Source organism: Clostridium paridis, assembly GCF_016765615.1.
In the GTDB taxonomy this organism is placed as follows: Bacteria; Bacillota; Clostridia; order Clostridiales; family Clostridiaceae; genus Clostridium_T; species Clostridium_T paridis.
Map to the genome: position 1 here is coordinate 58722 of NZ_JAESWA010000019.1, position 24572 is coordinate 83293.

General features: G+C 30.6%; 21 protein-coding genes and 1 other annotated feature. Of the genes, 16 read left to right on the forward strand and 5 right to left on the reverse strand.

Translation table 11 applies throughout. From position 1 onward, the window contains the following. Window positions 1-139: 139 nt before the first annotated feature. Window positions 140-1063: a coiled-coil domain-containing protein gene (locus JK634_RS05675; RefSeq protein WP_202766666.1), complete on the reverse strand. Its 924-nt coding sequence runs from the start codon at window positions 1061-1063 to the stop codon at window positions 140-142. Between the two features lie 231 nt (window positions 1064-1294). Between JK634_RS05675 and JK634_RS05680 the strand changes: the two genes are divergently transcribed. The 11 genes from JK634_RS05680 to JK634_RS05730 all read left to right on the forward strand — a co-directional run bounded on the left by JK634_RS05680 (window position 1295) and on the right by JK634_RS05730 (window position 13921). Continuing rightward, entirely contained in the window at window positions 1295-1789 is a 495-nt protein-coding gene (locus JK634_RS05680) for a DUF4342 domain-containing protein (protein ID WP_202766667.1), read from the forward strand. Between the two features lie 117 nt (window positions 1790-1906). Further along, a complete protein-coding gene (locus JK634_RS05685; protein WP_202766668.1) occupies window positions 1907-2587 on the forward strand; it encodes a response regulator transcription factor in 681 nt (226 codons plus the stop codon). Beyond that, window positions 2580-4079: a sensor histidine kinase gene (locus JK634_RS05690; protein ID WP_202766669.1), complete on the forward strand. Its 1500-nt coding sequence runs from the start codon at window positions 2580-2582 to the stop codon at window positions 4077-4079. Before JK634_RS05685 ends, JK634_RS05690 begins: the two co-directional genes overlap by 8 nt. Window positions 4080-4231: 152 nt before the next feature. Beyond that, entirely contained in the window at window positions 4232-5959 is a 1728-nt protein-coding gene (locus JK634_RS05695) for an ABC transporter ATP-binding protein (RefSeq protein ID WP_202766670.1), read from the forward strand. A 2-nt stretch (window positions 5960-5961) separates the two neighbouring features. Next, the gene (locus JK634_RS05700) at window positions 5962-7803 is read left to right on the forward strand and encodes an ABC transporter ATP-binding protein (RefSeq protein ID WP_202766671.1); all 1842 of its coding nucleotides are present in this window, start codon (window positions 5962-5964) and stop codon (window positions 7801-7803) included. A 123-nt stretch (window positions 7804-7926) separates the two neighbouring features. Then, on the forward strand, window positions 7927-9282 hold the full coding sequence (locus tag JK634_RS05705) for a metallophosphoesterase (RefSeq protein WP_202766672.1): 1356 nt from the start codon (window positions 7927-7929) through the stop codon (window positions 9280-9282). A gap of 162 nt (window positions 9283-9444) precedes the next feature. Beyond that, on the forward strand, window positions 9445-10659 hold the full coding sequence (locus JK634_RS05710) for a metallophosphoesterase (protein ID WP_202766673.1): 1215 nt from the start codon (window positions 9445-9447) through the stop codon (window positions 10657-10659). Between the two features lie 19 nt (window positions 10660-10678). Then, a complete protein-coding gene (locus JK634_RS05715; protein ID WP_202766674.1) occupies window positions 10679-11092 on the forward strand; it encodes a hypothetical protein in 414 nt (137 codons plus the stop codon). Next, on the forward strand, window positions 11049-12314 hold the full coding sequence (locus tag JK634_RS05720; protein ID WP_243425566.1) for a MerR family transcriptional regulator: 1266 nt from the start codon (window positions 11049-11051) through the stop codon (window positions 12312-12314). Before JK634_RS05715 ends, JK634_RS05720 begins: the two co-directional genes overlap by 44 nt. A gap of 105 nt (window positions 12315-12419) precedes the next feature. Then, on the forward strand, window positions 12420-13679 hold the full coding sequence (locus tag JK634_RS05725) for an MFS transporter (RefSeq protein ID WP_202766675.1): 1260 nt from the start codon (window positions 12420-12422) through the stop codon (window positions 13677-13679). A 32-nt stretch (window positions 13680-13711) separates the two neighbouring features. Beyond that, entirely contained in the window at window positions 13712-13921 is a 210-nt protein-coding gene (locus JK634_RS05730; RefSeq protein WP_202766676.1) for a heavy-metal-associated domain-containing protein, read from the forward strand. A gap of 37 nt (window positions 13922-13958) precedes the next feature. Here JK634_RS05730 and JK634_RS05735 read toward each other — a convergent pair whose 3' ends face one another. The 4 genes from JK634_RS05735 to gloA2 form a co-directional block, all read right to left on the reverse strand. Continuing rightward, a complete protein-coding gene (locus JK634_RS05735; RefSeq protein WP_202766677.1) occupies window positions 13959-15251 on the reverse strand; it encodes an NCS2 family permease in 1293 nt (430 codons plus the stop codon). A gap of 237 nt (window positions 15252-15488) precedes the next feature. Continuing rightward, entirely contained in the window at window positions 15489-15779 is a 291-nt protein-coding gene (gene ilvN / locus JK634_RS05740) for an acetolactate synthase small subunit (RefSeq protein ID WP_202766678.1), read from the reverse strand. Beyond that, window positions 15776-17449 (reverse strand): biosynthetic-type acetolactate synthase large subunit, encoded by a 1674-nt coding sequence (gene ilvB, locus JK634_RS05745; RefSeq protein ID WP_202766679.1) that lies wholly within the window; start codon window positions 17447-17449, stop codon window positions 15776-15778. Before ilvB ends, ilvN begins: the two co-directional genes overlap by 4 nt. A gap of 59 nt (window positions 17450-17508) precedes the next feature. Beyond that, window positions 17509-17777: a binding site (T-box leader), on the reverse strand. Window positions 17778-17843: 66 nt separating this feature from the next. Beyond that, window positions 17844-18239: an SMU1112c/YaeR family gloxylase I-like metalloprotein gene (gloA2, locus tag JK634_RS05750; RefSeq protein ID WP_202766680.1), complete on the reverse strand. Its 396-nt coding sequence runs from the start codon at window positions 18237-18239 to the stop codon at window positions 17844-17846. 135 nt (window positions 18240-18374) lie between these two features. On the opposite strand from gloA2, the gene JK634_RS05755 reads away from it, so the two are divergent. The 5 genes from JK634_RS05755 (at window position 18375) to JK634_RS05775 (ending at window position 24547) form a co-directional block, all read left to right on the forward strand. Continuing rightward, the gene (locus JK634_RS05755) at window positions 18375-19427 is read left to right on the forward strand and encodes an FAD:protein FMN transferase (protein ID WP_202766681.1); all 1053 of its coding nucleotides are present in this window, start codon (window positions 18375-18377) and stop codon (window positions 19425-19427) included. Window positions 19428-19803: 376 nt separating this feature from the next. Continuing rightward, entirely contained in the window at window positions 19804-20877 is a 1074-nt protein-coding gene (locus JK634_RS05760; RefSeq protein WP_202766682.1) for a BMP family lipoprotein, read from the forward strand. 119 nt (window positions 20878-20996) lie between these two features. Next, window positions 20997-22538, forward strand: coding sequence for an ATP-binding cassette domain-containing protein (locus JK634_RS05765; RefSeq protein ID WP_202766683.1), 1542 nt, complete (start codon window positions 20997-20999; stop codon window positions 22536-22538). After that, a complete protein-coding gene (locus tag JK634_RS05770; protein ID WP_202766684.1) occupies window positions 22531-23622 on the forward strand; it encodes an ABC transporter permease in 1092 nt (363 codons plus the stop codon). The genes JK634_RS05765 and JK634_RS05770 overlap by 8 nt, the downstream gene beginning before the upstream one ends. Beyond that, window positions 23615-24547 (forward strand): ABC transporter permease, encoded by a 933-nt coding sequence (locus JK634_RS05775; protein WP_202766685.1) that lies wholly within the window; start codon window positions 23615-23617, stop codon window positions 24545-24547. The genes JK634_RS05770 and JK634_RS05775 overlap by 8 nt, the downstream gene beginning before the upstream one ends. Window positions 24548-24572: the final 25 nt, after the last annotated feature.

Genomic DNA, 24572 nt, shown 5'->3' on the forward strand with positions numbered 1-24572 from the left:
GGAAACTTAACTTATACTTGTTTGAAAATGTCGGCTTCTGGACATTTTCAGGCATGAATAAGTTAATAGTTGAACTTAAAACCCTATGAGTAATATAAAAAGATGGAATAAGTCTATAAGCTTATTCCATCTTTTATGTTTAGGATTCTTCTAAAATCTTATCTTTTTCTGTTTTTAGATTTGATATATTTTCAAGTAAAGATTTTTTATCATCTCTTAAGGAAGACTGAATCTTTTCAATAGCAGTTCTTAAAGCTTTAACATCTTGGAGAGCATCTTTTATTGGTGCTTCCACCATAAGATCTGCAAAGAAGTTGTCAAAAAGACTATCGCATAAAGAATCTAATTCATTTAGATTTATAGTATCTTGTAGTGTATCATCTAAATCACTTAATTCTACTTTATACTTACTTAATTGTAATTTTACTTGATTTATGTAATCAGAAATGTTTTCTATTTTAAGTTGACTTGTAACTTTATTAAGATTGGTTTCTCTTAATACACTTTCTGCATCTTCTAATTCTGAAGTTAAGTTTCTCAATACTGAATATAACTCAGAACCTTGATCAATAGCTTCATTAATTTCTTTAAGTTCAAGGTTAAGCTTGTTAATATTGCTAGAAATTGCAACTAACTTCTCTTTACTAGGGTTGTCTGAAGCATAAAGAGATGCCTCTTTTTCACTTAATAATTTATTATAATCTTGTTCCAAGGTATAGTAGCTAGAAGCTTCTTCTGATAATTGTTTTTTTTCTTCTAAAAGTGTCATTAGATAATTATTACACTTTTCAAAGTTTGCTTTTGCTTCAAGAAGTTCTCTATTTTCCTCTGAAATCTTCTTATCGAACTTACCTGATAGTTTTAAAAAAAGTGTAGTTAGGGAGAAGGAGTTTAATTCTTTAACATCTGATTCTTCGTTATCCCAAATATCACTTAATGCCATAAGTTGATGCTTAGTTCTTATTATTTCTTTCTCGATTTTTGATAACTTTTCTAATAATTTTGAGTAATAAAGTAATTTCCCTCTCATTTCATGAAGGGATTCATTAATTGTTTTTGTCATAATCCTGCACCTCTAAAATTAATAAATAATGATTTCATAATATCATATATATTATATTACAATATCTTAGCATTAAACTAAATAAATAAAAAATTACGATAAAATTAATTTTCTAATCAAATTCTAATAATTCATTAATCATTCTATAATTAATGAAATCTATAATAAAAGTGTAGAGTAAATGAATGATTTAAAGAAAATGAAAAACATATAAATTTTGGAGGGATTATTATGATAACAATAGAGATGATTGATGAATTAAGAGCTAGAGTAGATGTAACTTACGAAGATGCTAAGGAGGCGTTAGAAAATTCTCAAGGAGATATTTTAGAAGCTATAATATATCTTGAAAGAAATAATAAGATTAATTCAAAAAAGCAAGAGTATAAAGAGGATCACAAAGAAGAACAAAAAGAAGAGCAAGATGGTTTTACAAGGGCTGTATGCAAAGTGATTTCTTGGTCAAAGAATGTTTTAAGAAAAGGTAATTCAAACCACTTAGTAATTGTGAAAAATGATAATGTAATACTAAGACTTTCACTAACAGTAATAGTTTTAGTGGTTGTATTAGCACCATATATTTCATTACCATTACTATTATTAGCGTTATTTACAGGTCATAAAATTAAATTTGTAGGAGACGATATAGAAAAAACTAGGGCGAATGATACAATGGATAAAGCTAGCACAACTGCGGAAAACATTAAAAGTGAATTTGTTAAATAATAATTAAGGGGATGTTTTTAAAGAGTTGCAGTAGAGATACGAGATTCTTTAAAAATATCCTTATTTTATGTTTATGATAGGTTATAATTTAATTAAAATACTTGAGGGGTTGAAATAATGAAGGGAAAGATATTGATTATTGAAGATGAGGTTAAAATAGCAAGATTTGTTGAACTAGAGCTTAATTATGAAGGGTATGAAGTAGAGAAGGCGCATGATGGAAGGACAGGTTTTGAAACATTTAAGAATGGCAATTTTGATTTGATTCTATTAGATATTATGCTGCCTACAATGAGCGGAATTGAAGTTTTAAGACGTGTAAGAGCAATATCAGAAATTCCTGTTATTATGTTAACCGCCAAGGACGAAACTGTAGATAAGGTAACAGGACTTGATCTTGGGGCAGATGATTATGTAACAAAACCTTTTGAGATTGAAGAATTATTAGCAAGAATAAGGGTGGCTTTAAAGAGAAAAAGTGTAAATAGAATTGAAGGTAATATATTAACGGCAGGAAAGCTTAAGGTTGACTTGGAAAAATACACTGTAAGCTATGATCAAGAAGCGATAGAGATAACCAAAAGAGAATTTGATCTATTAAAATATCTTCTAGAAAATAAAAACAAAGTATTATCTAGGGAAAAAATAGTTGAAGAAGTTTGGGGCTATGATTACTATGGAGATACTAATGTAGTAGATGTTTATATAAGATATTTAAGAAGTAAATTAGATGATAAATTTAATAAAAAAATAATCTATACCGTAAGAGGGGTAGGGTATTCAGTGAAAGATGAATAACAATAAATTTAACGATATAAGCAAAGAATATGCCGAAAATGTGAAAAAAGAAATTAAGAAAACTTCAGAAGGAATAATTACAAGGATTAGATTGTCAATAGTTTTAAAGTTAAATACTATGTATACCTTGCGATTAATTGGGATGTTGATTTTTTTAAATATTGCAATTAGCATTATTTATGGTTATGCAGTTTATAAGACAAATAAAAGTAAGGTAATTGAGTCTGTTAGTTATATATATCAAATACAAAAACAACAGAAAGATCTTCCTACAGGGATTATTGAAGGCGTTGGACATACTGAGGCGATTAACTATTATTTTTATGATGAAAATAATAATTTAATGTACACAAATAATAGTGAGACTGCAGAATTAATTAATACAGTCTTTAAAATAGATAATGAAAATTCATTGAAAACTAATGAAAATCCATTTAATTCAAAGGAAGCTTTAAATAAGAAAATAAATACACTATTAAATATTAATTATGTATATGAAAAAAGGCTTACTACTGAGAGCGGAGATATCAAGGTAGTAGCTCAATATGGATTTTCTAATGAGCTAAATGAGTTAAAGATAATATTAAGTATATTAGTATTGGTAGAAGTTGTACTAATTTTATTATCTTTAAGTAAAGCAACTAAGGGAACAAAGAAGATATTAAAGCCAATTGATGAAATGAATAATACGGTTAAGAATATTACAATAAATGAGTTGAATACAAGACTCAATATAAGTGGGACACAAAATGAACTTAAGGATTTATCGATAACAGTAAATGATATGCTTGATAGAATTCAAAAATCTTACGAAGTTCAAAATCAATTTGTATCAGATGCATCTCATGAGTTAAGAACCCCTATAGCAGTAATTCAAGGATATGTAAAGTTACTAGATAGATGGGGAAAAGAGGATCAAAAGGTTCTACAAGAATCTATTGATGCAATTAAATCTGAAGCTGAAAATATGAAGAAGCTAGTTGAGAATCTTTTGTTTTTAGCAAGAGGAGATAAAAATACACAAGAGATAAATTTTGAAATATTTACATTAGAAAATTTAATGGAGGAAATACTAAAGGACACTCAATTAATTGATAGCAATCACAATATAATTCTAGAAAGAAATGATAGTGTAGAAATTTATGGTGATAGAAAGCTAATTAAGCAAATGCTAAGAATATTCATTGATAATAGTATAAAGTATACTCCAATTGATGGAACTATAAAGCTAAACTCTTATTTAGAAAAGAAAGAAGTTTTAATAGTAATTGAAGATAATGGAATAGGGATATCAGAAGAAGATTTACCTAAAATATTCAATAGATTTTATAGAGCAGATGAGTCTAGAACAAGAGAAACAGGAGGAACGGGGCTTGGACTATCCATAGCAAGGTGGATAGTTAAAAGTCATAAGGGACAAATATCAGTTAAGAGTGCTTTAGATAAGGGAACTAAGATAATTATTAGTTTGCCTTTAAATAAAGATGAATAAAAATTCATTAGAAATTTTTAAATATCCGTAAAGTTTTTGCATAAGTAGTAAATGTAAGATAAAAAAGAGTATAATGATTTTAGAATTATAGATAGAGTCATAGTGGGTATAGTCAATACTCGCTATGACTTTTTTGAGGCGGTGAAACCTATATGGATTTTTTAAACAAGTATATTAAAAAATACTGGAGATTATTTCTTCTTGCAGTTCTTTTCCTTACATTAGAGGCTTTGTGTGATTTATTACAGCCTACAATAATGTCAAGAATAGTAGATATTGGAGTAGCTGAAAAGAATATGGACTATGTAATAAAACTAGGAGGTATAATGCTTTTAGTAACATTGGTAGGAGCTATAGCAGCATCAACTAGAAATATAATAGCAACTAATGTTTCTCAAAATTTTGGTGCAGAATTAAGACTAGATTTATATAAGAAGATACAAAGCTTTTCTTCCAAAAACATAGATGAATTCGATAGAGCATCTCTGATTACGAGATTGACAAATGATGTGAATCAAATCCAAGTTTTTGCTAATGGTCTTATGCGAATTTTTGTTAAGGCTCCTTTATTATGCATAGGAAGTTTATTTATGGTTATAAGATTAAATTATAGATTAGCTCTAATATTATTAGCTGTAATTCCAGTGGTATTTATTATCATTTCTTTGAACATGAAGATAGGATACCCTTTGTTTAGGAAAGTGCAAAAAGCTTTAGATAAGGTAAATAGCATAATGAGAGAATATCTGTCAGGAATACGAGTAGTTAAGGCATTTAATAGATTTAGCTATGAAGAAAATAGGTTTGGAAATTCAAACGAAGAATTATCAGAAATATCAACGAAAGCAATGAAGAGGATGGCTATATTTTCTCCTGCAATTACTTTTACTGTAAATTTAGGAATAGTTGCAGTGATATGGTTAGGAGGAGTAAAGGTAAATCAAGGGCAAATGCAGGTAGGCCAAATAATAGCATTTGTAAACTATATGACCCAAATTTTATTTTCACTTATGATAATTTCAAATGTATTTAATATGTTAGTAAGAGCAAAAGCCTCGGCAGAGCGTATAGAAGAAGTATTTTCTAAAGAAAATACAATGATTATAAAGGGGAAACAAATAAAAGAGTTTGCTTCAAAAGGTAAGATAGATTTTATAAATGTAAGCTTTAGCTATTCAGAGTCTTATGAGGAAAAAGTACTTAATAATATATCCTTTAGTTGCTTAGAAGGAGAAACTGTGGGGATAATTGGATCTACTGGTTCAGGCAAAAGTACTCTTGTGAATTTGATTCCTAGGTTTTACGATGCTATTGATGGTGAAATAAGAGTTGATGATATAGATGTAAAGGAATTAGATACTAAGGTCTTAAGAGAAAAGATAGCTATTGTGCCTCAGAAGACAGTTTTATTTACTGGCACAATATCTGAGAATATTAGGTGGGGAAATGAAAAGGCTACTGAAGAGCATATAGAGAAAGTTTCAACTATTGCTAGAATTCATGATTTTATTGAGAAATTGCCAGATGGATATGATACTTTGATAGGACAAGGTGGAGTGAATTTTTCAGGTGGCCAGAAACAGAGAATTTCAATTGCTAGAGCGTTAGTAAAAGATCCGGAATTATTGATTTTAGATGATTGCACAAGTGCACTAGATGTTACGACTGAAGCTGAAATAAGGGAAGAATTAAGAAAATACTCAAGTGAGCTTACTACTATAATCATAGCTCAAAGAATTACTTCTGTAATGAATACGGATAGAACAATTGTTTTAGATAAAGGTGAGATTGTAGGAATTGGAACTCATAAGGAACTTATGAAGGAATGTGAAACTTATCAAGAGATATTTAAGTCGCAAATTGGGAAGGAGGCAATATAAGAATGAAGGAAGATAATTCAAATAACGTTACTCCCCCATCATTGATGAGAAGAGGTCCAGGCCAAGGTAATAGAATGGCACCTGTAGTAAAACCAAAGAATTTTAGAGGAACTATGAAAAGGTTGTGGAACTATTTTGGAAAAGAGAGAAACCTATTGTTAATAACCTTTGTATTTATAATTATTGATGCAGTAATAACACTTTTAGTTCCATATATAATTGGAAAGTCCATAGATGCAATGTCTAGTAATAATCATAGAGTGAATTTTTCAATATTAACATACATTATAATAGCCTTATTTGGAGCATATTTTATTGATGCGATTCTAAATTTTCTGCAAGGCTGGCTAATGGCAGGTATATCTCAAAGAATAGTAAAAGGGCTTAGAAGAACTTTATTTAGTAAGCTGCAGAAATTACCTATAGGTTTTTTTGATACCCATCCTCATGGTGAGGTAATGAGTAGACTAACTAATGATATAGAAAATGTAAGTAGTACCATATCTCAATCAACAACACAGCTTATGTCTGGGGTGATTACAATATTGGGTTCTTTAATAATGATGCTAGTCCTAAGTCCAATATTAACTTTAGCAAGCATAATAACAGCCCCTTTAGTTTATTTACTTACAAAGGTAATAGCTAAGAAAACTAAGGTATTATTTAAAGAGCAGCAAGTTCAGTTAGGAAGATTAAATGGATATATTGAGGAGACTATTTCAGGAATAGATGTAGTAAAAGCTTTTAATCATGAAGATAAGGCTATTGAAGAATTTCAGGAGCTAAATTCAAGTTTATGCACTGTTGGCCTTAAGGCTCAGATTTGGTCAGGGTTTCTAATGCCTTTAATGAATGTAATTAATAATGTCGGATTTGCAGTGGTAGCTGGTATTGGGGGGTCTTTAGCAGTAAAGAACCTTATTACAGTAGGGGTAATAGCTAGCTTTTTAAGTTATTCAAGACAATTTACTAGACCTTTAAATGACTTGGCAAATATTTTTAATACACTACAATCAGCAGTAGCTGGAGCAGAAAGAGTTTTCGATATTTTGGATGAGGAAGAGGAGCCTTTGGATATAGAAAATGCAATTTCTCTTGAAAATATTAAAGGACATGTAGTTTTTGAAGATGTATCCTTTGGGTATAGAGCAGACGTTCCTATACTTAAAAACATTAGCTTCGAATCTAAAGAGGGCACAGATACAGCTCTAGTAGGGCCAACAGGAGCAGGTAAAACAACAATAGTTAATTTGCTTACTAGGTTTTACGATGTTACCGAGGGCAGAATATTAATTGATGGAAGAGATATAAGAGAATATACAAGGGAAAGTCTGAGAAAAGCCTTTGGGGTAGTTCTTCAAGATACTTATCTTTTTTCAGGTACAATAAAGGAAAATATAAAGTATGGAAAACCAGATGCCTCAAATGAAGAGGTTGAAGCAGCAGCAATTATGGCAAATGCAGATGCTTTTATAAAAAGATTGCCTAATGGATATGATACAATGCTTTGGGAAAGTGGAGGAAACTTAAGCCAAGGGCAGAGGCAGCTTTTAGCTATAGCAAGAGCTATTTTATCAAAACCAAGTATTTTAATATTGGATGAAGCAACAAGTAGTGTTGATACAAGAACAGAACGAAGAATACAAGAAGCCATGTTAAATATGATGAAAGGGCGTACGAGCTTTATAATAGCCCATAGATTAAGCACTATAAGGGATGCTAACACAATTATGGTTATAGATAATGGGAATATTATTGAAAGTGGAAATCATGATGAGCTTATTAAAAAAGAAGGTGTATATTCTAATATGTACCTTAACCAATTTAAAAACATAAGTGAATAGAATATTAAGATTAAGGGATGGATGATTAAAAAATCCATCCTTTTTTGAAAAATTTCTTTATAATTATTAAATAATATGAGATATTAAGAACATAACATTTTAATAAGTAAGTGAGTGGATAATATGAAAATTAAAAAGAAGCCTTGGCCGTTTTTGTCTCTAATTTTGATAATCTTTTTAGCTGGTGGTTATTATATTTATAATTTAAATACATATAGGGATAAGAAAGTGGATCCTAAGATTAAAAGAGGGGAATCAGTATCTATATTTGTGACATCAGATATACATTACTTACCTGATAGTATAAATGATCATGGGGAAGCTTTTCAAAGATTTGTAAGCTTAGGTGATGGGAAGCAAACAGATTATATTGAACAAATTACGGATGCCTTTATAAATGATATTAAAAAAAGTAAACCTCAATTTCTTATAATAAGCGGGGACTTAACAAGTAATGGTGAAAAGGCGAGTCATGAAGAATTGATTAAGAAGTTACATAAGATAGAGGAACTTGGGACTTCCGTGTATGTAATTCCAGGAAATCATGATATTTTGAATCCTAATGCAAGAAGTTTTAAGGGAGAAGATCAATATAAGACCGACTATATAACCAATAAAGATTTCCCTATGTTGTATAAGGATTTTGGATATAATGAAGCTGTTTCGAGGGATAAGAAGACATTAAGCTATTTAGTAGCACCAACAGAAGATACTTGGTTTCTTATGCTGGATACAGCAAAATATATGAATAACATTAAAAATGGATCTCCAGAAGTAGGGGGACAGATTACTAAAGAAACATTTGAATGGATTAAAAAATGTAGTGATTTAGCAAAAGCTCATAATGCAAAGTTAATAACAGTTATGCATCACAACTTAATGGATCACAGTGGAGTGGTGAAAAAAGATTATACGTTAGATAATAGTAAAGATGCTATTGATGAATTTACAAAGGATGGAATAAACTTGGTTTTGACAGGGCATATACATATTCAAAATATAAACTCCGCTCAAGATAACAATACCAAGATTTATGATATAGCAACTAGTTCATTGGCGGTATATCCTCAGCAGTACGGAATCATAAATTATGATAAGGAAAAGGGATACGATTATAGTACTAAGTCTGTTGATGTTGAAGCTTATGCGAAAGAAAATGGATTAAAAGATAAAAACCTAATTAATTTTAAATCTTATTCCGAAGGGTATTTTGGGGATAAAGCATATGATAGGGCATACGAAAATCTAGCTAGTTCAGGACAATATACAGTTGAAGAAATTAAAGCTATGAGCAACATAATGAGAATAGTAAATCTTAATTATTTTGCAGGAACTGAATATAAGATTGGTGATGAAATAAAAAACACTGAAGGATTCAAACTTTGGGAAAAGGATATATCTATGTTTCAACGTAATTATATCTTAAGCATAATAAATGGGAAGAAAGAAGATAATACCCATTTGCATATTGAAAAATAGTTAAAAATACAGAAGTTTTCTTAATGGTAGGAAGCTTCTGTATTTTATTGCATTATAAAGTGAAATATTAATCACAATGATTGTTGAGAACAATTGGCAATTGAAGTATAGTAGATAGTAATAGAAATATTTATTATAAGATATTTGAAAGAGGTTAGAATTATGGATAATAATAAGTTGGGGAATGTATCCAGTGAATATAAAAGCACAGGAATTTTGGGAGGAATAAGTTTAATGAAAATAGCAGCAATTATTTTTGCTTTAGCATTGTATGTTATCATTAACTACTATATAGGGTTAAGAGGAATTCAATTGGTACAGCTTTTAAATAAGAGTATAAATACTAAAGTTTTATGGATAATCTTTTGGTTTAGTGCTTTTAGCTATATTTTTAGTATGGCACTACCTAAGATTTTACCTAAAACTATTATAGGTGGACTAGATTACATAGGGTCGTATTATATGGCTATAATGATGTATTTACTAATAATTTTACCTATAGTAGATATTTTAAGAATATTAAATGGTAAACTAGGTATTTTTCAAATAACAGATTTCTTTAAGGCAACTGTAGGTATAATTATAACAATTTTTATTATGTTTATTTTGGTTTATGGAACTTGGAATGCAAGTCACACTGTTATAAAAGACTATGAAGTAAACATAAATAAAAATGTAGGAGCTATTAAAGATTTAAAGATAATTATGGCATCAGATATTCATATCGGAAGTGTTGGATATAAGGATAGGATGGAAAAGTTGGTTGAGATGACCAATAAGGAAAATCCAGATATGGTCCTACTTGCTGGAGATATAATAAATGATGATATACAACCATATATAGATGAGAATATAAGTGAGTATATGAAAGCAGTAAAATCAAAATATGGAGTTTTTGCAGTTACTGGAAATCATGAATATATAAGTGGAAAAGCAGATAAACTAGTAGGTTTTTTGGAGGAATCTGGAGTTAAGGTTCTTCAAGATGAATATTTTAAGGTGGATGATAGCTTCTACGTAGTAGGAAGAAATGATATATCGGGAATGAGCTATTCTGGAATGAAGAGAAAAGATTTATCAGAAATAATGGAGGACGTAGATAGAAGTAAGCCTATATTTTTAATGGATCATCAACCGAAGAATCTTCAGGAATCAGTTGAAGCAGGAGTGGACTTAGAAGTCTCTGGACATACGCATAGAGGACAATTAGCACCTGGAGAGCTAATAACAGGAAAGCTTTTTGAAGTTGACTGGGGTATGCTTAAAAAAGGAAACTTCACTGAAATAGTTTCTTCCGGTTTTGGGACTTGGGGTCCTCCTATAAGAATAGGGAGTAGATCGGAGTTAGTAAGAATAAAAGTTAAATTAAATGAATAGATAGGGGTAGGATGTTATAATGGCTGGTGTAATAAAATTTTTAATGAACGTAGTTAATAATTTACATGATTTTCTTCAAAAGATATTTAATAAAATGGGAGTGGGACTTAATGATAAGCAACTTCACTTTATTATAATTGGATTACTTGGGATATGTATTTTTGCTATTACTCAACTTGCTTTCAAAAAGCTATCTAAGTATAGCATCACAGCTATATCATTTATATACACATTTACAGTACTAGTAGTAATAGTATTTGCCATAGAAATTGGTCAAAAGATAACTAAAAGAGGAAACATGGAGTTTGAGGATATAGTTGCAGGCTTAATGGGGTTTTTGTACCTATTTATTATCTATTTAATTATTAAAATAGGAAAATATTTATGGAATGAATTTTTCTCAAGAAAAAAGAGTAGAAAAACTAGGAAGTGAAGATATGAAAATAGGTGCCTTTTCTAAGAAAAACAATATTACTTTAGATTCTATAAGACACTATATTAATCTAGGATTGTTGGTACCAAATAAAAATGGAAAACAATATGATTTTGATGAAAGATGCCAACTAGACATAGAAGAGATAATGAGTTTAAAGGCGTTAGGTTTTAGTTTGAATGAAATCAAAACAATTTTCTTTTTTAAAAAATTAGCTAGCTTGGTTAAAAATGAAGAAAAGAAATATTATAAAGGTATATTTAAAAGAAAGTATAATGATATTTCAGCGGAGATAGAAAGGCTTGCAGATATAAGAAATAAGCTTGAAGAAAAGCTAAAGACAATGGAGTTATCAGAAGATGTTGAGCGGAGAAAAATTGGAGTTGATATAAGTGTATTAAATTTACTTAGCTGCAGTCTTTGTAACGAAGGACTATCATTAACACAAGGAAGTATAACTGATAATAAAATAATAGATGGAACTTTAAGTTGCAAATGTGGTAAAAGATATATAATTAGTGAAGGTATTTTAATGGATGAAAATAAGCTTGCTAATAATGAGGATTTTTTTAAAGAAAGTTCAATAAAGGATTATATATTAGAAACAAGTGAAGAATATTTAGACAACTTATATAAAACAAATGAGTGGTTACATAGAGAACTTGATTTTAATAGTTTTAATAACAAGGTAATTCTAGAATTGGGAACAGGTTGGGGATATTGTTTAAGGAGTATATATAGCGAACTTCCTGAGTCAAGCACCTATATAGCTGTAGACAGAAATATAAATTCTCATATCTTTTTAAAATCAATCTTAGAAAACTTGAATTATGAGAGAAATATTTTATTTGTTTGCTGTGATTTCTTAAATATTCCTATTAAAAATAAGTCTATAGATATAGTGATGGATATTTCAGGAACAAGTAATTTTGGTTTTGAGAATAAGAATTTTCTATTGGATTTAGTAGATAATAAAGTAAAAGAACATAGTAAGCTTATAGGAAGTTATATTTTATTTAAAAATTTTGTTGCTGATAGTTTTGTTGACAAAAAATTTAGAATTAATTTTATTCTTGAAGAGGTTAAAAAGAATTTAAATAAATTAGGTTATAAGTTAGAAACGGAAAGGATTTCTGATTATGTAGAAGAAGGAGGGCCGTTTGAGAATTACTTTAAAAAAGGTGAAAAGGTGTATACTTATAATTTTTATGGTAAAAGGTAGGGTTAGCCCCACCTTTTTTTTATTTTAGTAGAAAAATTTTTAAAAATCCCTGTTGAAATGGTCTGAACACTACAGAGTAAGATTAATTTGACAGGGGGGTATTAAATGAAAAAAATAAGTTTAACAAACAAATTTATAATAAATAAAACTATTCATTGGTGCATAATAGGGATGCTATTACCAATATCAACACTATTCATTATGGATAAGGGAATTTCATTGTTACAAATAGGGCTACTTGTAGCTATACAATCGGCAACAGTTATAATCTTTGAAGTACCATCAGGAGCACTAGCAGATAATTATGGTAGAAAGAATGTTTATATTATTTCTATGATGATGATGTGTGTAGCAGCAATAATTTATATATTTTCTGTGGGGTTGCTTCAAGTATCTATAGGGATTGTATTTATGGGTATAGCACAAGCACTTTCTTCAGGTACAATAGATGCATGGTTTGTGGATGAATTTAACAATGAATTTCCAAAGGGTGACTTGCAAAGTGCCTTGGCTAAATCTAATGTATTCACATTAATATCCTTAGGAGGGAGTTCATTGCTCTCGGGGATACTTCCTATGAGCATTGGAACCATACTTCATGCAAAGCTACACTTAAGTATTTATTCAATTAATTTTATAGTAGAAATATTGCTTATAATTATTCAGATTGTATTAACAAAAAGATTAATAGTTGAAGAAATTAATGAAAATAAAAAAGCTAAGATATTAGAAAGCTTAAAATTATCACCCAAGACATTGAAAAGTTCTCTTAAAATTGTAGTGAGAAATAAATCTATTTTTTTTATGATGCTATCAACAGTAGTTTGGGGATTAGGTTTTTCAGCTCTAGAAGTTTATTGGCAGCCACAAGTAAAGAATATATTAGGAGAAGAAACTAAAATTGTAGTGTTTGGAGTTATAAATGCAGGATATTTTTTTGCTGGTGCTATTGGAAGTATAATTATTTCTCCTATTTGCAAACTGTTTAAAGGAAACTTACTAAAGGTATTGATTTTAATAAGGATCTTACTTGGGATTTCATTTATAATTCTAGCTTTTCAAAAAAATATAATAACATTTGTAATTGTATATCTATTACTTTATGCAATTAATGGAATGGCAGAATCACCATATTACACACTATTTAATAATCATGTAGAAAATGAGAATAGAGCAACTCTCTTATCGTTAGAATCTCTATTTATGAAATCGGGAGGACTTGTAGGTTCTTTAGGCATGGGATTTGTGGTAAAAGATTATTCTATCTCAGTAGGCTGGATAATAATTGGAGTAGTTGTAATTACATCAGCTAGTTTATTTTTTAAGATATTGATAATGGATAAAAAACATAGTAGCTCTCCATAATATAATGTATAAATTATTAAGGAGGTTTCAATATGAATAATGTTCATTATCAAGTAAGTGGACTCGCAGGCTCTGAAAGTAAAACAAAATTAAATAATGCATTAGATAAAATAGAAGGAGTTCATAAAGTTGAAGTTGATTTAGCAAGAGGAACAGTTGAGGTGCAGTTTAATAATCCTGCAACAGGTGAAGAAATTAAAAGGTGTATAGAACACACTGGATATAAGTTAGATAGTAACTAAAAAGAGGCCATATACGGCCTCTTTTAATATAAACATTTTAAATGAAAAACTTAATTAATAATATTATTGATATTACACAAGTAGCAATTGATATATCTTTAAACTTACCAGTAGTTAATTTCAATATTACATAAGATATCATACCAAATGCAATACCATCAGCAATACTATAGCTCATTGGAATTAAAAGCAATGCTATAAATGCAGGTATAGCTTCAGAAAAATCTGTTAAGTTAATTTCTTTAACAGGCTCTAACATAAATAATCCAACTAAGATTAATGCAGGAGCAGTTGCTTCTGTAGGTATCATTAAAAATAATGGTGAAAGGAATAATGCAAGTATAAACATTACAGATGTTGAAACCGCTGTTAATCCAGTTCTTCCTCCTTCGGATACACCAGAAGCACTTTCTACATAAGCAGATAATGCACTAGTTCCAAGACAGGCACCTACGGTAGTGCCTATTGCATCAGCAAGTAAGGCTTCCTTTGCCCTTGGAACATTACCTTTTTCATCAAGGAGACCAGCCTTTGTTGATACACCTACTAAAGTTCCTATAGTGTCAAACATGTCCATAAACAATAAAGTGAAAAGAACTATAACCATGTCTGGGCTAAAAACATGAGTCCATTCAAATTTCATAAATGTTGGAGCTAATGAAGGTGGAGCACTAACAAGGTTCCCAGGAAGGTGTGTTAGTCCCAGTGGTATACCAACTATTGTAGTTAGAGCTATTCCAATTAATAAAGCACCTTTTACTTTTCTAGCTAATAAAATGGCAGTTATAATAATACCTATAATTGCAAGTAGTACGCCAGGATTTTTTAAATTACCAAGTGAAACGATAGTACTACCATCTACATGAGTGATTATTTGAGAACCTGATAAACCTATCAGTGCGATAAATAAACCAATTCCTACTGAAATAGCTCTTTTAATATTTAATGGTAAGCTATTTATTATTGCTTCACGTATATTGAATACTGTTAATAGTATAAATATAATTCCCTCTAAGAAAACTGCTGTCATAGCAAATTGCCATGAATATCCCATACCTTTAACAACTGTAAAAGCTACAAATGCATTAAGTCCCATTGCAGGAGCTGCCGCAAAAGGAAGTTTTGCAAGTAACCCAATTAACAAAGTTGCCACTATCGCTGATATTGCAGTTGCTGTAAATACTGCGCCTGAGTCCATTCCTGCTGCGGAAAGAATTGAAGGATTAACTGCTAGTATATAAGCCATAGTCATAAATGTAGTAATTCCAGCTAATATTTCAGTCTTTACATTAGTTTTGTTTTCTTTTAATTTAAAAAATGATTCTAACATTGAATATATGTCTCCTTTTCACATAAGCAATTGTAAAAAAAATCTATTGAAGTTTCTACAATACACTTTCTTTTGTTTTACGCCTAAAAAAAATCACTTGAATATATTATCAAATAAATTAGATATAAGCAATAGGAATTACGAATATTAATCTGAAAATAAATGGATTTATTCGGGAAAAATAAGGCAACTGTAGCAGTCTTAATTATAAGTCACTACAATTGCCTTTTATAAATATTATTTTGCTTTTAAAAATAATTCTGGATTCTTAAATATTATTTCTTCATAGTCGTCATGGATCTCAACCTGTAAAACATCATATAGTTTCTTTAATTGTTTTATTATTTGATCAAGAAACACATCATCTTTTACCAAGAGGTACATTTTACTTTTGAGTCCATCACCAACTTCTCCACATAATATTCCTTCAAGGTTAAAAGCTCTTCTTGCAAATAATCCAGTTATATGAGACATTACCCCAGGATGATTGTTTACTAATAATTCAATTATTAAATATTTATTATTCATATATTTTCACCACCGATCATGTTGTTTAAACTTTCTCCAGGAGGAACCATTGGAAATACATTTTCTTCTGGGTTAATGTCAATATTTATTACATAAGGTTCCTTTAAGCTCAAAACATATTCAAGTTTAGCTATTGGATTTTGTTCATAGTTTAAGTTACATGAGTTTAAACCAAATCCTTTGGCAACTAAGGCAAAGTTTGTTTTAGTTATAAACTTTGAAGCTATAAAATGTTTATCATAAAATAACTCTTGCTGTTGTTTAACTAATCCTAAATGATTGTTATTTAGAATTATTATTTTAATATTAAGATTAAGATCGCATAGGGTAGCAAGTTCCTGAATGTTCATTAAAATAGAACCATCACCAGAAAAACAAACAATTTGTTTGTCAGGATTAGCTAAAGCTGCACCGATAGCAGCAGGAAGTCCAAATCCCATGGTACCTAATCCCCCAGAGGTTAGTAGGGTTCTAGGTTTGTTGAAAGGATATATCTGAGCTGTCCACATTTGATGTTGCCCAACGTCAGTAGATATTATTGCATCCTCATCTAAAAATTTAGAAACCTGCTTAATTATATTTATTGGATGAAACAAATCTTCTTCTGCCGGAAGAACTAGGGGGTATGACTTTTTACAGTTAGCTACTTCTTTTAACCAATTTTCTCTTGGATTTAAATCTACTTTCTTTATAAGATATTTAATTATAATACTTATATCACCAATTATAGAAAGGTCAACTTTTTTGAGTTTATTTATTTCAGATTCATCTATATCTACATGAATAATTTTTGCATTGGGAGAAAATTCAGATATCTTACATACAGCCCTATCGTCAAATCGAACACCTAAAGCAATAATTAAATCTGCCTCATTCAATAGTAGATTAGTAAATCTAGCACCATGCATACCAAGCATGCCTAAATATAGTTCATCATGATATGGAAAAGAACCTAAAGCCATTAAGGTAGTGGTAGCTGGAATAGAATTCTTCTTTGCTAATTTAAATAAGTCATGGGAGCATTCAGCATTTATAATACCTCCTCCTACATAAAGAATGGGTTTTTTAGAGGAATTAATTAAATTTACTGCAGTATCAATATCTTGTGAGGATATATGCATTTTAGATGACTTTTGTTGTTTGATTTCTGGCCAAGAGTTAAATTCATATATTTGAGTTTGAATGTTTTTTGGAATATCAATTACCACAGGGCCAGGCCTGCCATCTTCAGCAATCCTGAAAGCCTCTGGGATAATATCAAATAATTCTTCGATTGAATGTATGAAAAAGTTATGCTTAGTAATTGGAATAGTTAGCCCATAGGTATCAACTTCTTGAAAAGCATCAGTTCCAACTGCATAATATGGAACTTGCCCAGTTATTGCAATTAGAGGTATAGAGTCAAGTTTTGCATCAGCTATAGCCGTTAATAAATTTGTAGCTCCAGGCCCAGATGTAGCAAAACATACAGCAGCTTTGCCAGTTGACCTTGCTATACCTTGAGCAATAAAAGCAGCCCCTTGCTCATGCCTAGCCAATATGTGGCTAATATTGCTCTTGTATAATGCATCATAAAGCGGGAGATTAGCACCTCCTGGAATACCAGCGATAGTATCAATACCAAGTAGTTCTAAAAGTTTAATAGTAATTTCAGCCCCAGATAAATTCATTAATAAACACTCCTTTAAATAATAAAAATTTCTATAAAATAAAAAACCTTCGTCCTATATATAAGGACGAAGGTTGAATCTCCGCGGTACCACCTATTTTTGTATAAAAATAATACACTCTTAAATATAGTACGGGCACATATAGTTGAAACTTATAATACCGATACTACTTCTCCTTTAACGTTGAGACTACGTTTAATTCTACTCTTTACATTTCGATTAACGACTCCGAGGCTACCTTCTATAGTTCCTTCATGGGAAATTTACACCAAGCTTTCCCTCTCTTTAAATCCAGAGAATATATACTCCTCCTCATCAAAGTCTTTGATATTAAATTGGTTATTGTTAGTATTGTATAACTATGCAAAAACAATGTCAAGAATATTTTGAAAATTTAAAATTGATAAATTTCAATAGGTAAATTATCTGGATCACTAAAGAATGTAAACTTTTTGCCTGTAAATTCATCAATTCTTACAGGCTCAGTTCCTACATTATTTGCATTGAGGTATTTTACTGAAGCATCAATGTCCTCAACTTCAAAAGATAGGTGTCTAAGACCACAAGCCTCGGGATAACTTGGCCTCTCAGGTGGATTTGGGAATGAAAAAAGTTCGATTTGACTTTCACCAATAGACAAATCAAGTTTATATGAGTTCCTTTCTTTTCTATAAACTTCACGAATAATATTTAGGCCTAGTATATTAACATAGAAATTTTTTGATATATCATAGTTTGAACAAATAATTGCAACATGATGTATTTTACGTAGATTTAAGGTATTCCTCATTTTACATACTCCTTTACTATATGAATAGTATTTATTTTAGCATTAATATATGAATTAGTAGAAATACTTTTATTGAATTCATTAATCATTATGTTAAAATATCTATAGTACAGTTTCGAAAATGGAGGAAGACAAATGACTAAAGGTAGAGTTTTTAAAGGACTGATTTTGGGAGCAGTTACATTATCCCTAATAGGAAGTTTAGTTTCTTGTGGTAAAAAGACAACAGAACCTATTTCAAAAAGCGAAATATTACTAGATACACCTTGTAAAGTAACAATATATGATAAAGTATCAAGTGATGTTTTAGATAAGGCATTTGACAAATTAAGAGAAGTAGATAAAAAAATGAATGCTGCCAATGAGGATAGTGAGGTTTCTGCAGTAAATAATCAAGCGGGAAAAGGATATGTAAAAGTATCTGATAATACCTTCTATGTTATAAAAGAAGGAATAAAATATGGAGAATTAACTAATGAGAAGTTTGATATTAGTGTAGGTCCATTAGTTAAACTCTGGCATGTAAATCAAAGAAAAGAAAATGATACTGAACCACTTCCAACTCAAGATCAGATAAATCAAGCAAAGTCTCTTGTTAATTATAAAAATGTTCTTTTAAAAGAAGATACAAAAGAAGTTATGTTAAAAGAACCGGGAATGTCCTTAGATTTAGGCGGAATAGCGAAAGGTTACGCTGGTGATGCAGTAGCTGAGGTTTTAAAAAGTAATGGAGTAAGTCATGCGATTATAGATTTAGGTGGAAACATTTTAACTGTAGGTTCTAAGACTGATGGATCAGACTGGAAAATTGGAGTACAAAATCCTAATAATGAAAGAGGAGATTATTTAGGAACAATAGAGGTAACTGATAAGGCAGTAGTTACGTCTGGTATATATGAAAGATACTTCATTAAAGATGGCAAGAAGTATCATCATATTTTAGATACTTCAACTGGATATCCTGTTGATAATGAACTAGCAAGTGTTTCAATTATTACCAATAAGTCAATAGATGGAGATGCCCTAGCAAAAGCATTTTGTTTCGGTGTAGATAATGGATTGAAATTTATTGAAAGTCAAAAAGGTATTGAGGCAATTTTTGTCACAAAAGATAATAAGGTGTATGTTACTTCAGGTTTAAAAAATAATTTTAAAATAACAGATAATAATTTTAAATTGATGAATTAATTGTAAGCTTCATTAATATTATGTATAAATATGAATAAATTACATCTAAGATACTACTAGATTTTTAGAGAAAAATATGTGATACTTGAATCGAAACAGTGGATAAAGAATTTTTTATTAATTTAATAAAAAATTAGAGTATATTGTCTATTAATTTAACAAATAATAGGAAAAAGAAAGCTATTATTTACTTTTTTCAATAGAATATCATTAAAAACTACTGTGGAAATAATAAAATCTGTTAAAAAAACGAAATTTAATTAATAAAATATAAAAAAAATTTGTATTTCCATTATTTTTAAAAAATTTCATTGACTACGGTAGTTTAGTGAGATAATATTTAAGCGTAAGCGATAACATATTGGAGGTATGAGGTATGAATAAAAAATTAATAGCATCAATTTCTGCAATAGCAGTAGTTGCAACTTTGTTTGCAGGATGTGCAAAGAAAGATGATTCTACTACTAAAACCACAAAGGAAATAAAGGTAGGACTTTCAACAGATGAAGGTGGATTAAATGATAAGTCATTTAACCAATCAGCAGATGCTGGTATCAAAAAAGCTGTTAATGACCTTAAAGTAGGTTATAAAGCAGTAGAATCAAAAACTAAAGATGACTATGAATCAAATCTAGATGCATTAGTTGCAGATGGATCAGATTTAGTTTTTGGAATAGGATTCCAAATGGAAACTGCTCTAGGAAATGTAGCAGATAAGTACTCAGATAAAAAGTTTGCAATTGTTGATACAGTTGTAAATAAACCAAACGTAGTTTCTTATACATTTAAGGAACAAGAAGGATCTTTCTTAATGGGAGTTATAGCAGGAAAGACTACAAAAACTAACAAAGTAGGATTTATAGGTGGAAAAGATGAAGCACTTATAAATAAATTCGAAGCAGGATTTGTAGCTGGTGTTGAATCAGTAAACCCAACTGCAGCTGCAGATTTACTAAATAGAAAGAACGTTGCATATGTTAATAGTTTTGCTGATGCTGCATTAGGAAAACAAGCAGCTCAAAATCTTATTAACTCAGGTTGCGATGTAATTTACCATGCTGCTGGTGGTGTTGGAGTTGGAATGTTCCAAGCAATTCAAGAAGCAAACAAAGCAGGTAACAAAGTTTGGGGTATCGGAGTAGATATGGACCAAGCACAAACACTTCCACAATATGCTGACATTATACTTTCTTCAATGATTAAGAGAGTTGATACTGCAACATATGAAGCTACAAAGAGTGTTGTAGATGATAAATTCCAAGGTGGAAAAAATGTAGTATTAGGAATTAAAGAAGGAGCTATCGGAATAGCAGAAACTTCAAGCAAGAACACTCCTAAAGACGTTCTTGATTTAGTTCAAAAATATCAAGATGCTATAAAAGATGGAAAGATAACAGCTCCATCAACTATAGATGAGTTAAAGGCATTTAAGCCAGTAGATGTAAAATAGTTTTTAAGACAGTGTAAAAATTTCAATTATATAAGAGCTAGATGAAAAAATTTATCTAGCTCTTATAAAGTTATTAGGAAGTTATTAAAAAGTTTGTTTAAGAATGGGAGAGATAAAAAGTGACAAAAGTGGTAGAAATGAAAAACATAACCAAAGTATTCCCAGGCACTATTGCAAATGACGATGTTAATTTTGATTTGGAAAAGGGAGAAACACATGTTTTATTAGGAGAAAATGGGGCAGGCAAAACCACTTTAATGAATATCCTTTATGGGTTATACCAACAGGAAAAAGGGGAAATATACATAAATGGAAAGCTTGCCCAAATTAATAATCCAAATGATGCAATAAAACTAGGTATTGGTATGGTACATCAGCATTTTATGCTTGTGCACAATTTTACTGTAGCAGAAAACATTATTTTAGGTAATGAGCCTAAAAAAGGCATGAAAATTGATATGAAAAAAGCTATTGATGACGTAGTAGAGGTTTCTAAGAAATATGGATTTAAAATAGATCCAAACGCAATTATTGAAGATATAACAGTAGGACAACAACAAAAAGTAGAAATTCTTAAAGCCTTGTATAGAGGAGCAGAAATACTTATATTAGATGAGCCAACAGCAGTACTAACTCCCCAAGAAATTGAAGAGTTAGGTGTTATTATAGATAATTTAAAAGCACAAGGAAAGTCAGTAATACTTATTACTCATAAGCTAAAAGAAGTAATGAAAATGAGTGATAGAGTAACAATTATAAGAAGAGGTAAAGTTACTGGTATAGTTAAGACAAAGGAAACTAATATAGATCAATTAGCTGAATTGATGGTAGGTAGAAAAGTTAATCTAGTCATTAATAAATCAAAAGCTAAAATGGGAAATGAAGTTTTAAGTATATCTAAATTAAATGTAAATGATCATAGAAATTTACCCGCAGTTAAAGATCTTAGCCTATCTGTAAAGGCTGGAGAAGTTCTAGGTATTGCCGGGGTTGATGGAAATGGACAATCAGAACTTGTAGAAGCAATTACTGGACTTAGGAAAGCAGTTTCAGGAACTATTAAAATAGATGGTAAAGATATATTTAATAAATCTCCAAGAGCTGTAATGGAAGCAGGAGTTGGACATGTACCTGAAGACAGACACAAGAGAGGGTTAATATTAAAATATTCTCTTTTTGAAAATGCAGTTCTAGGATTCCATAACAAGAAGCCATATTCAAAGGGTATCGTTATGGATTATAAGGAAATAAGAAAACACACTAAAGATTTAATTGAACAATTTGATGTAAGAACTCCGAATGATGAAGTCATGGCATCTGCATTATCAGGAGGAAATCAACAAAAGTTAATAGTTGCAAGAGAAATATCAAAGGAGCCAGCATTACAAATAGTATGTCAACCTACTAGAGGATTGGATGTTGGAGCTATTGAATACATTCATAAGAGAATAATTGATGAAAGAGATAAAGGAAAAGCTGTTTTATTAGTATCATTAGAACTAGATGAAATTATGGCTCTTTCAGATAGAATTGCAGTAATGTATGATGGGCAAGTTGTGGATATTCTTGATAGAGCAGAAGCAACTGAACAAAAATTAGGAATATTGATGGCAGGCGGAAGTTTAAAGGACGAAAAGAAAGAGGTGAAAGACCTTGAGTAAAAATAATAAAGAAAATAAAATTTATGAAATAATAAAACCTACACTTTTCCCAATTTTTGCAATTGTAATATCTATATTTGTTGCTACATTTTTCGTAGTTTGGGCAAAAGGTTATTCAATTTTACAATATCCAAGGGCATTAGGAGACTTATTTAGTACTGTCTGGAAAGGTAGTTTTGGTACTCAGATGAACACACTAAACACTGTGTTTTATTTAACACCATTATTATTTACTGGAGTTGCAAATGCATTAGCTTTTAAGACTGGTTTATTTAATGTCGGTGTTGAAGGCCAATTTGTAGTAGGTATGTTAGCAGCTGGTGTTACTGGTTCTATACATGGATTGCCAGGAGTAGTCCATCTTCCACTAGTAATATTAGTAGGTATATTAGCAGGAGCACTTTGGGGAGGGATACCTGGATACCTTAAAGCAAGGTTCGGTACAAATGAAGTTATTAACACAATTATGATGAATTATATAGCGCTTTACGTATCCAACTTTGTAATCTTAAGAACTCCTTTAGGAGCAGCAGGAAAATCTGCTACACCTATTATTGAAGACAGTGCAAAGTTAGCTAGATTTATACCTAAATATCAAGCTAACTACGGAGTTGTTATAGGTATTGCGGTAGCAGTATTTATTGCATGGTTATTATGGAAAACAACTATAGGTTATGAATTAAGAGCAGTAGGTACAAATCCTTCTGGTGCAGAATATGGTGGAATAAGTATAGCAAAGAACGTAATTCTAGCGATGGTTATTTCAGGAGCTGTAGCAGGACTAGGAGGAGCTGTGCATTTGGCAGGTGGAAAGTACTATATGGATGACTTAAGTACTTTACCTGGATATGGATTTACAGGAATGGCAGTAGCATTGTTAGCGAAGAGTAATCCTGTTGGCTGTATCTTTGCAGCAGTTTTATTCGGAGCTTTAGATAGTAGTTCAAAAACTCTTCAACTTAACGGAATTCCTAAGGAGATAGTTTACTTAATTCAAGCAATTATAATTATATTTGTAGCAACAGATTATATAGTAAAATACTTCTCAGAAAAGAAGAAGAAGGAGGCAATGATAAATGGGTAGCATTAATATTATAGTAGAACTTTTAGCCTCCACATTAGCTTTAGCAGCACCACTAATTTTTGCTGGACTTGGAGGAGTTTTTTCTGAAAAGTCTGGAGTAGTAAATATCGGACTTGAAGGTATGATGATTATAGGTGCATTTTTCGGTGTATATGGTTCTCATATAACTGGAAGTGCGTTAGTTGGGTTAGCTTTTGCAGTAATAGCTGGTGGATTGATTGCATTAGTGCATGCTTTCCTTAGTATATCACTTAGAGCTGAACAAGTAATCTCTGGTACAGCAATAAACTTATTTTCACAAGCTTTGGCAGCTTTCCTAATATTTAAATTATTCGGAAAAGGGGGCCAAACTGATGGTGTTAATGGTCTAGATTATACTGTTCCTGAAATTATAAGAAATATACCAGTTGCAGGAAGATTTGTTTCTGGATTAAACTGGTTTGTATTCTTAGCAATAATAGCAGTTGTAGTTACACATTTTATTATGTATAAGACTCCATGGGGATTAAGAATTAGATCCGTTGGAGAACATCCACAAGCAGCTGATACTCTTGGAATAAATGTATATAAAACAAGATATATATGTGTAGTTATTTCCGGTATGTTAGCAGGATTAGGTGGAGCTGCATTATCACTAGGAATGACTCCATTATATAGAGATGGAATGGTAGCTGGTAGAGGATTTATAGCACTAGCTGCATTAATCTTTGGTAACTGGAAGCCAGTAGGTACTATGTGGGCATGTTTGTTATTCAGTTTCGCAAATGCACTACAATTAAAATCGCAAGCATTTGGATTCAATTTACCAACAGAAGTATATGCAATATTCCCATATATAATAACTATGGTAGCACTTGCAGGTTTTGTTGGAAAGACACAAGCACCAGCAGCAGATGGAATACCTTATGAAAAAGGTAAGCGATAGGAATATAAAATAACAAGTAATCAGA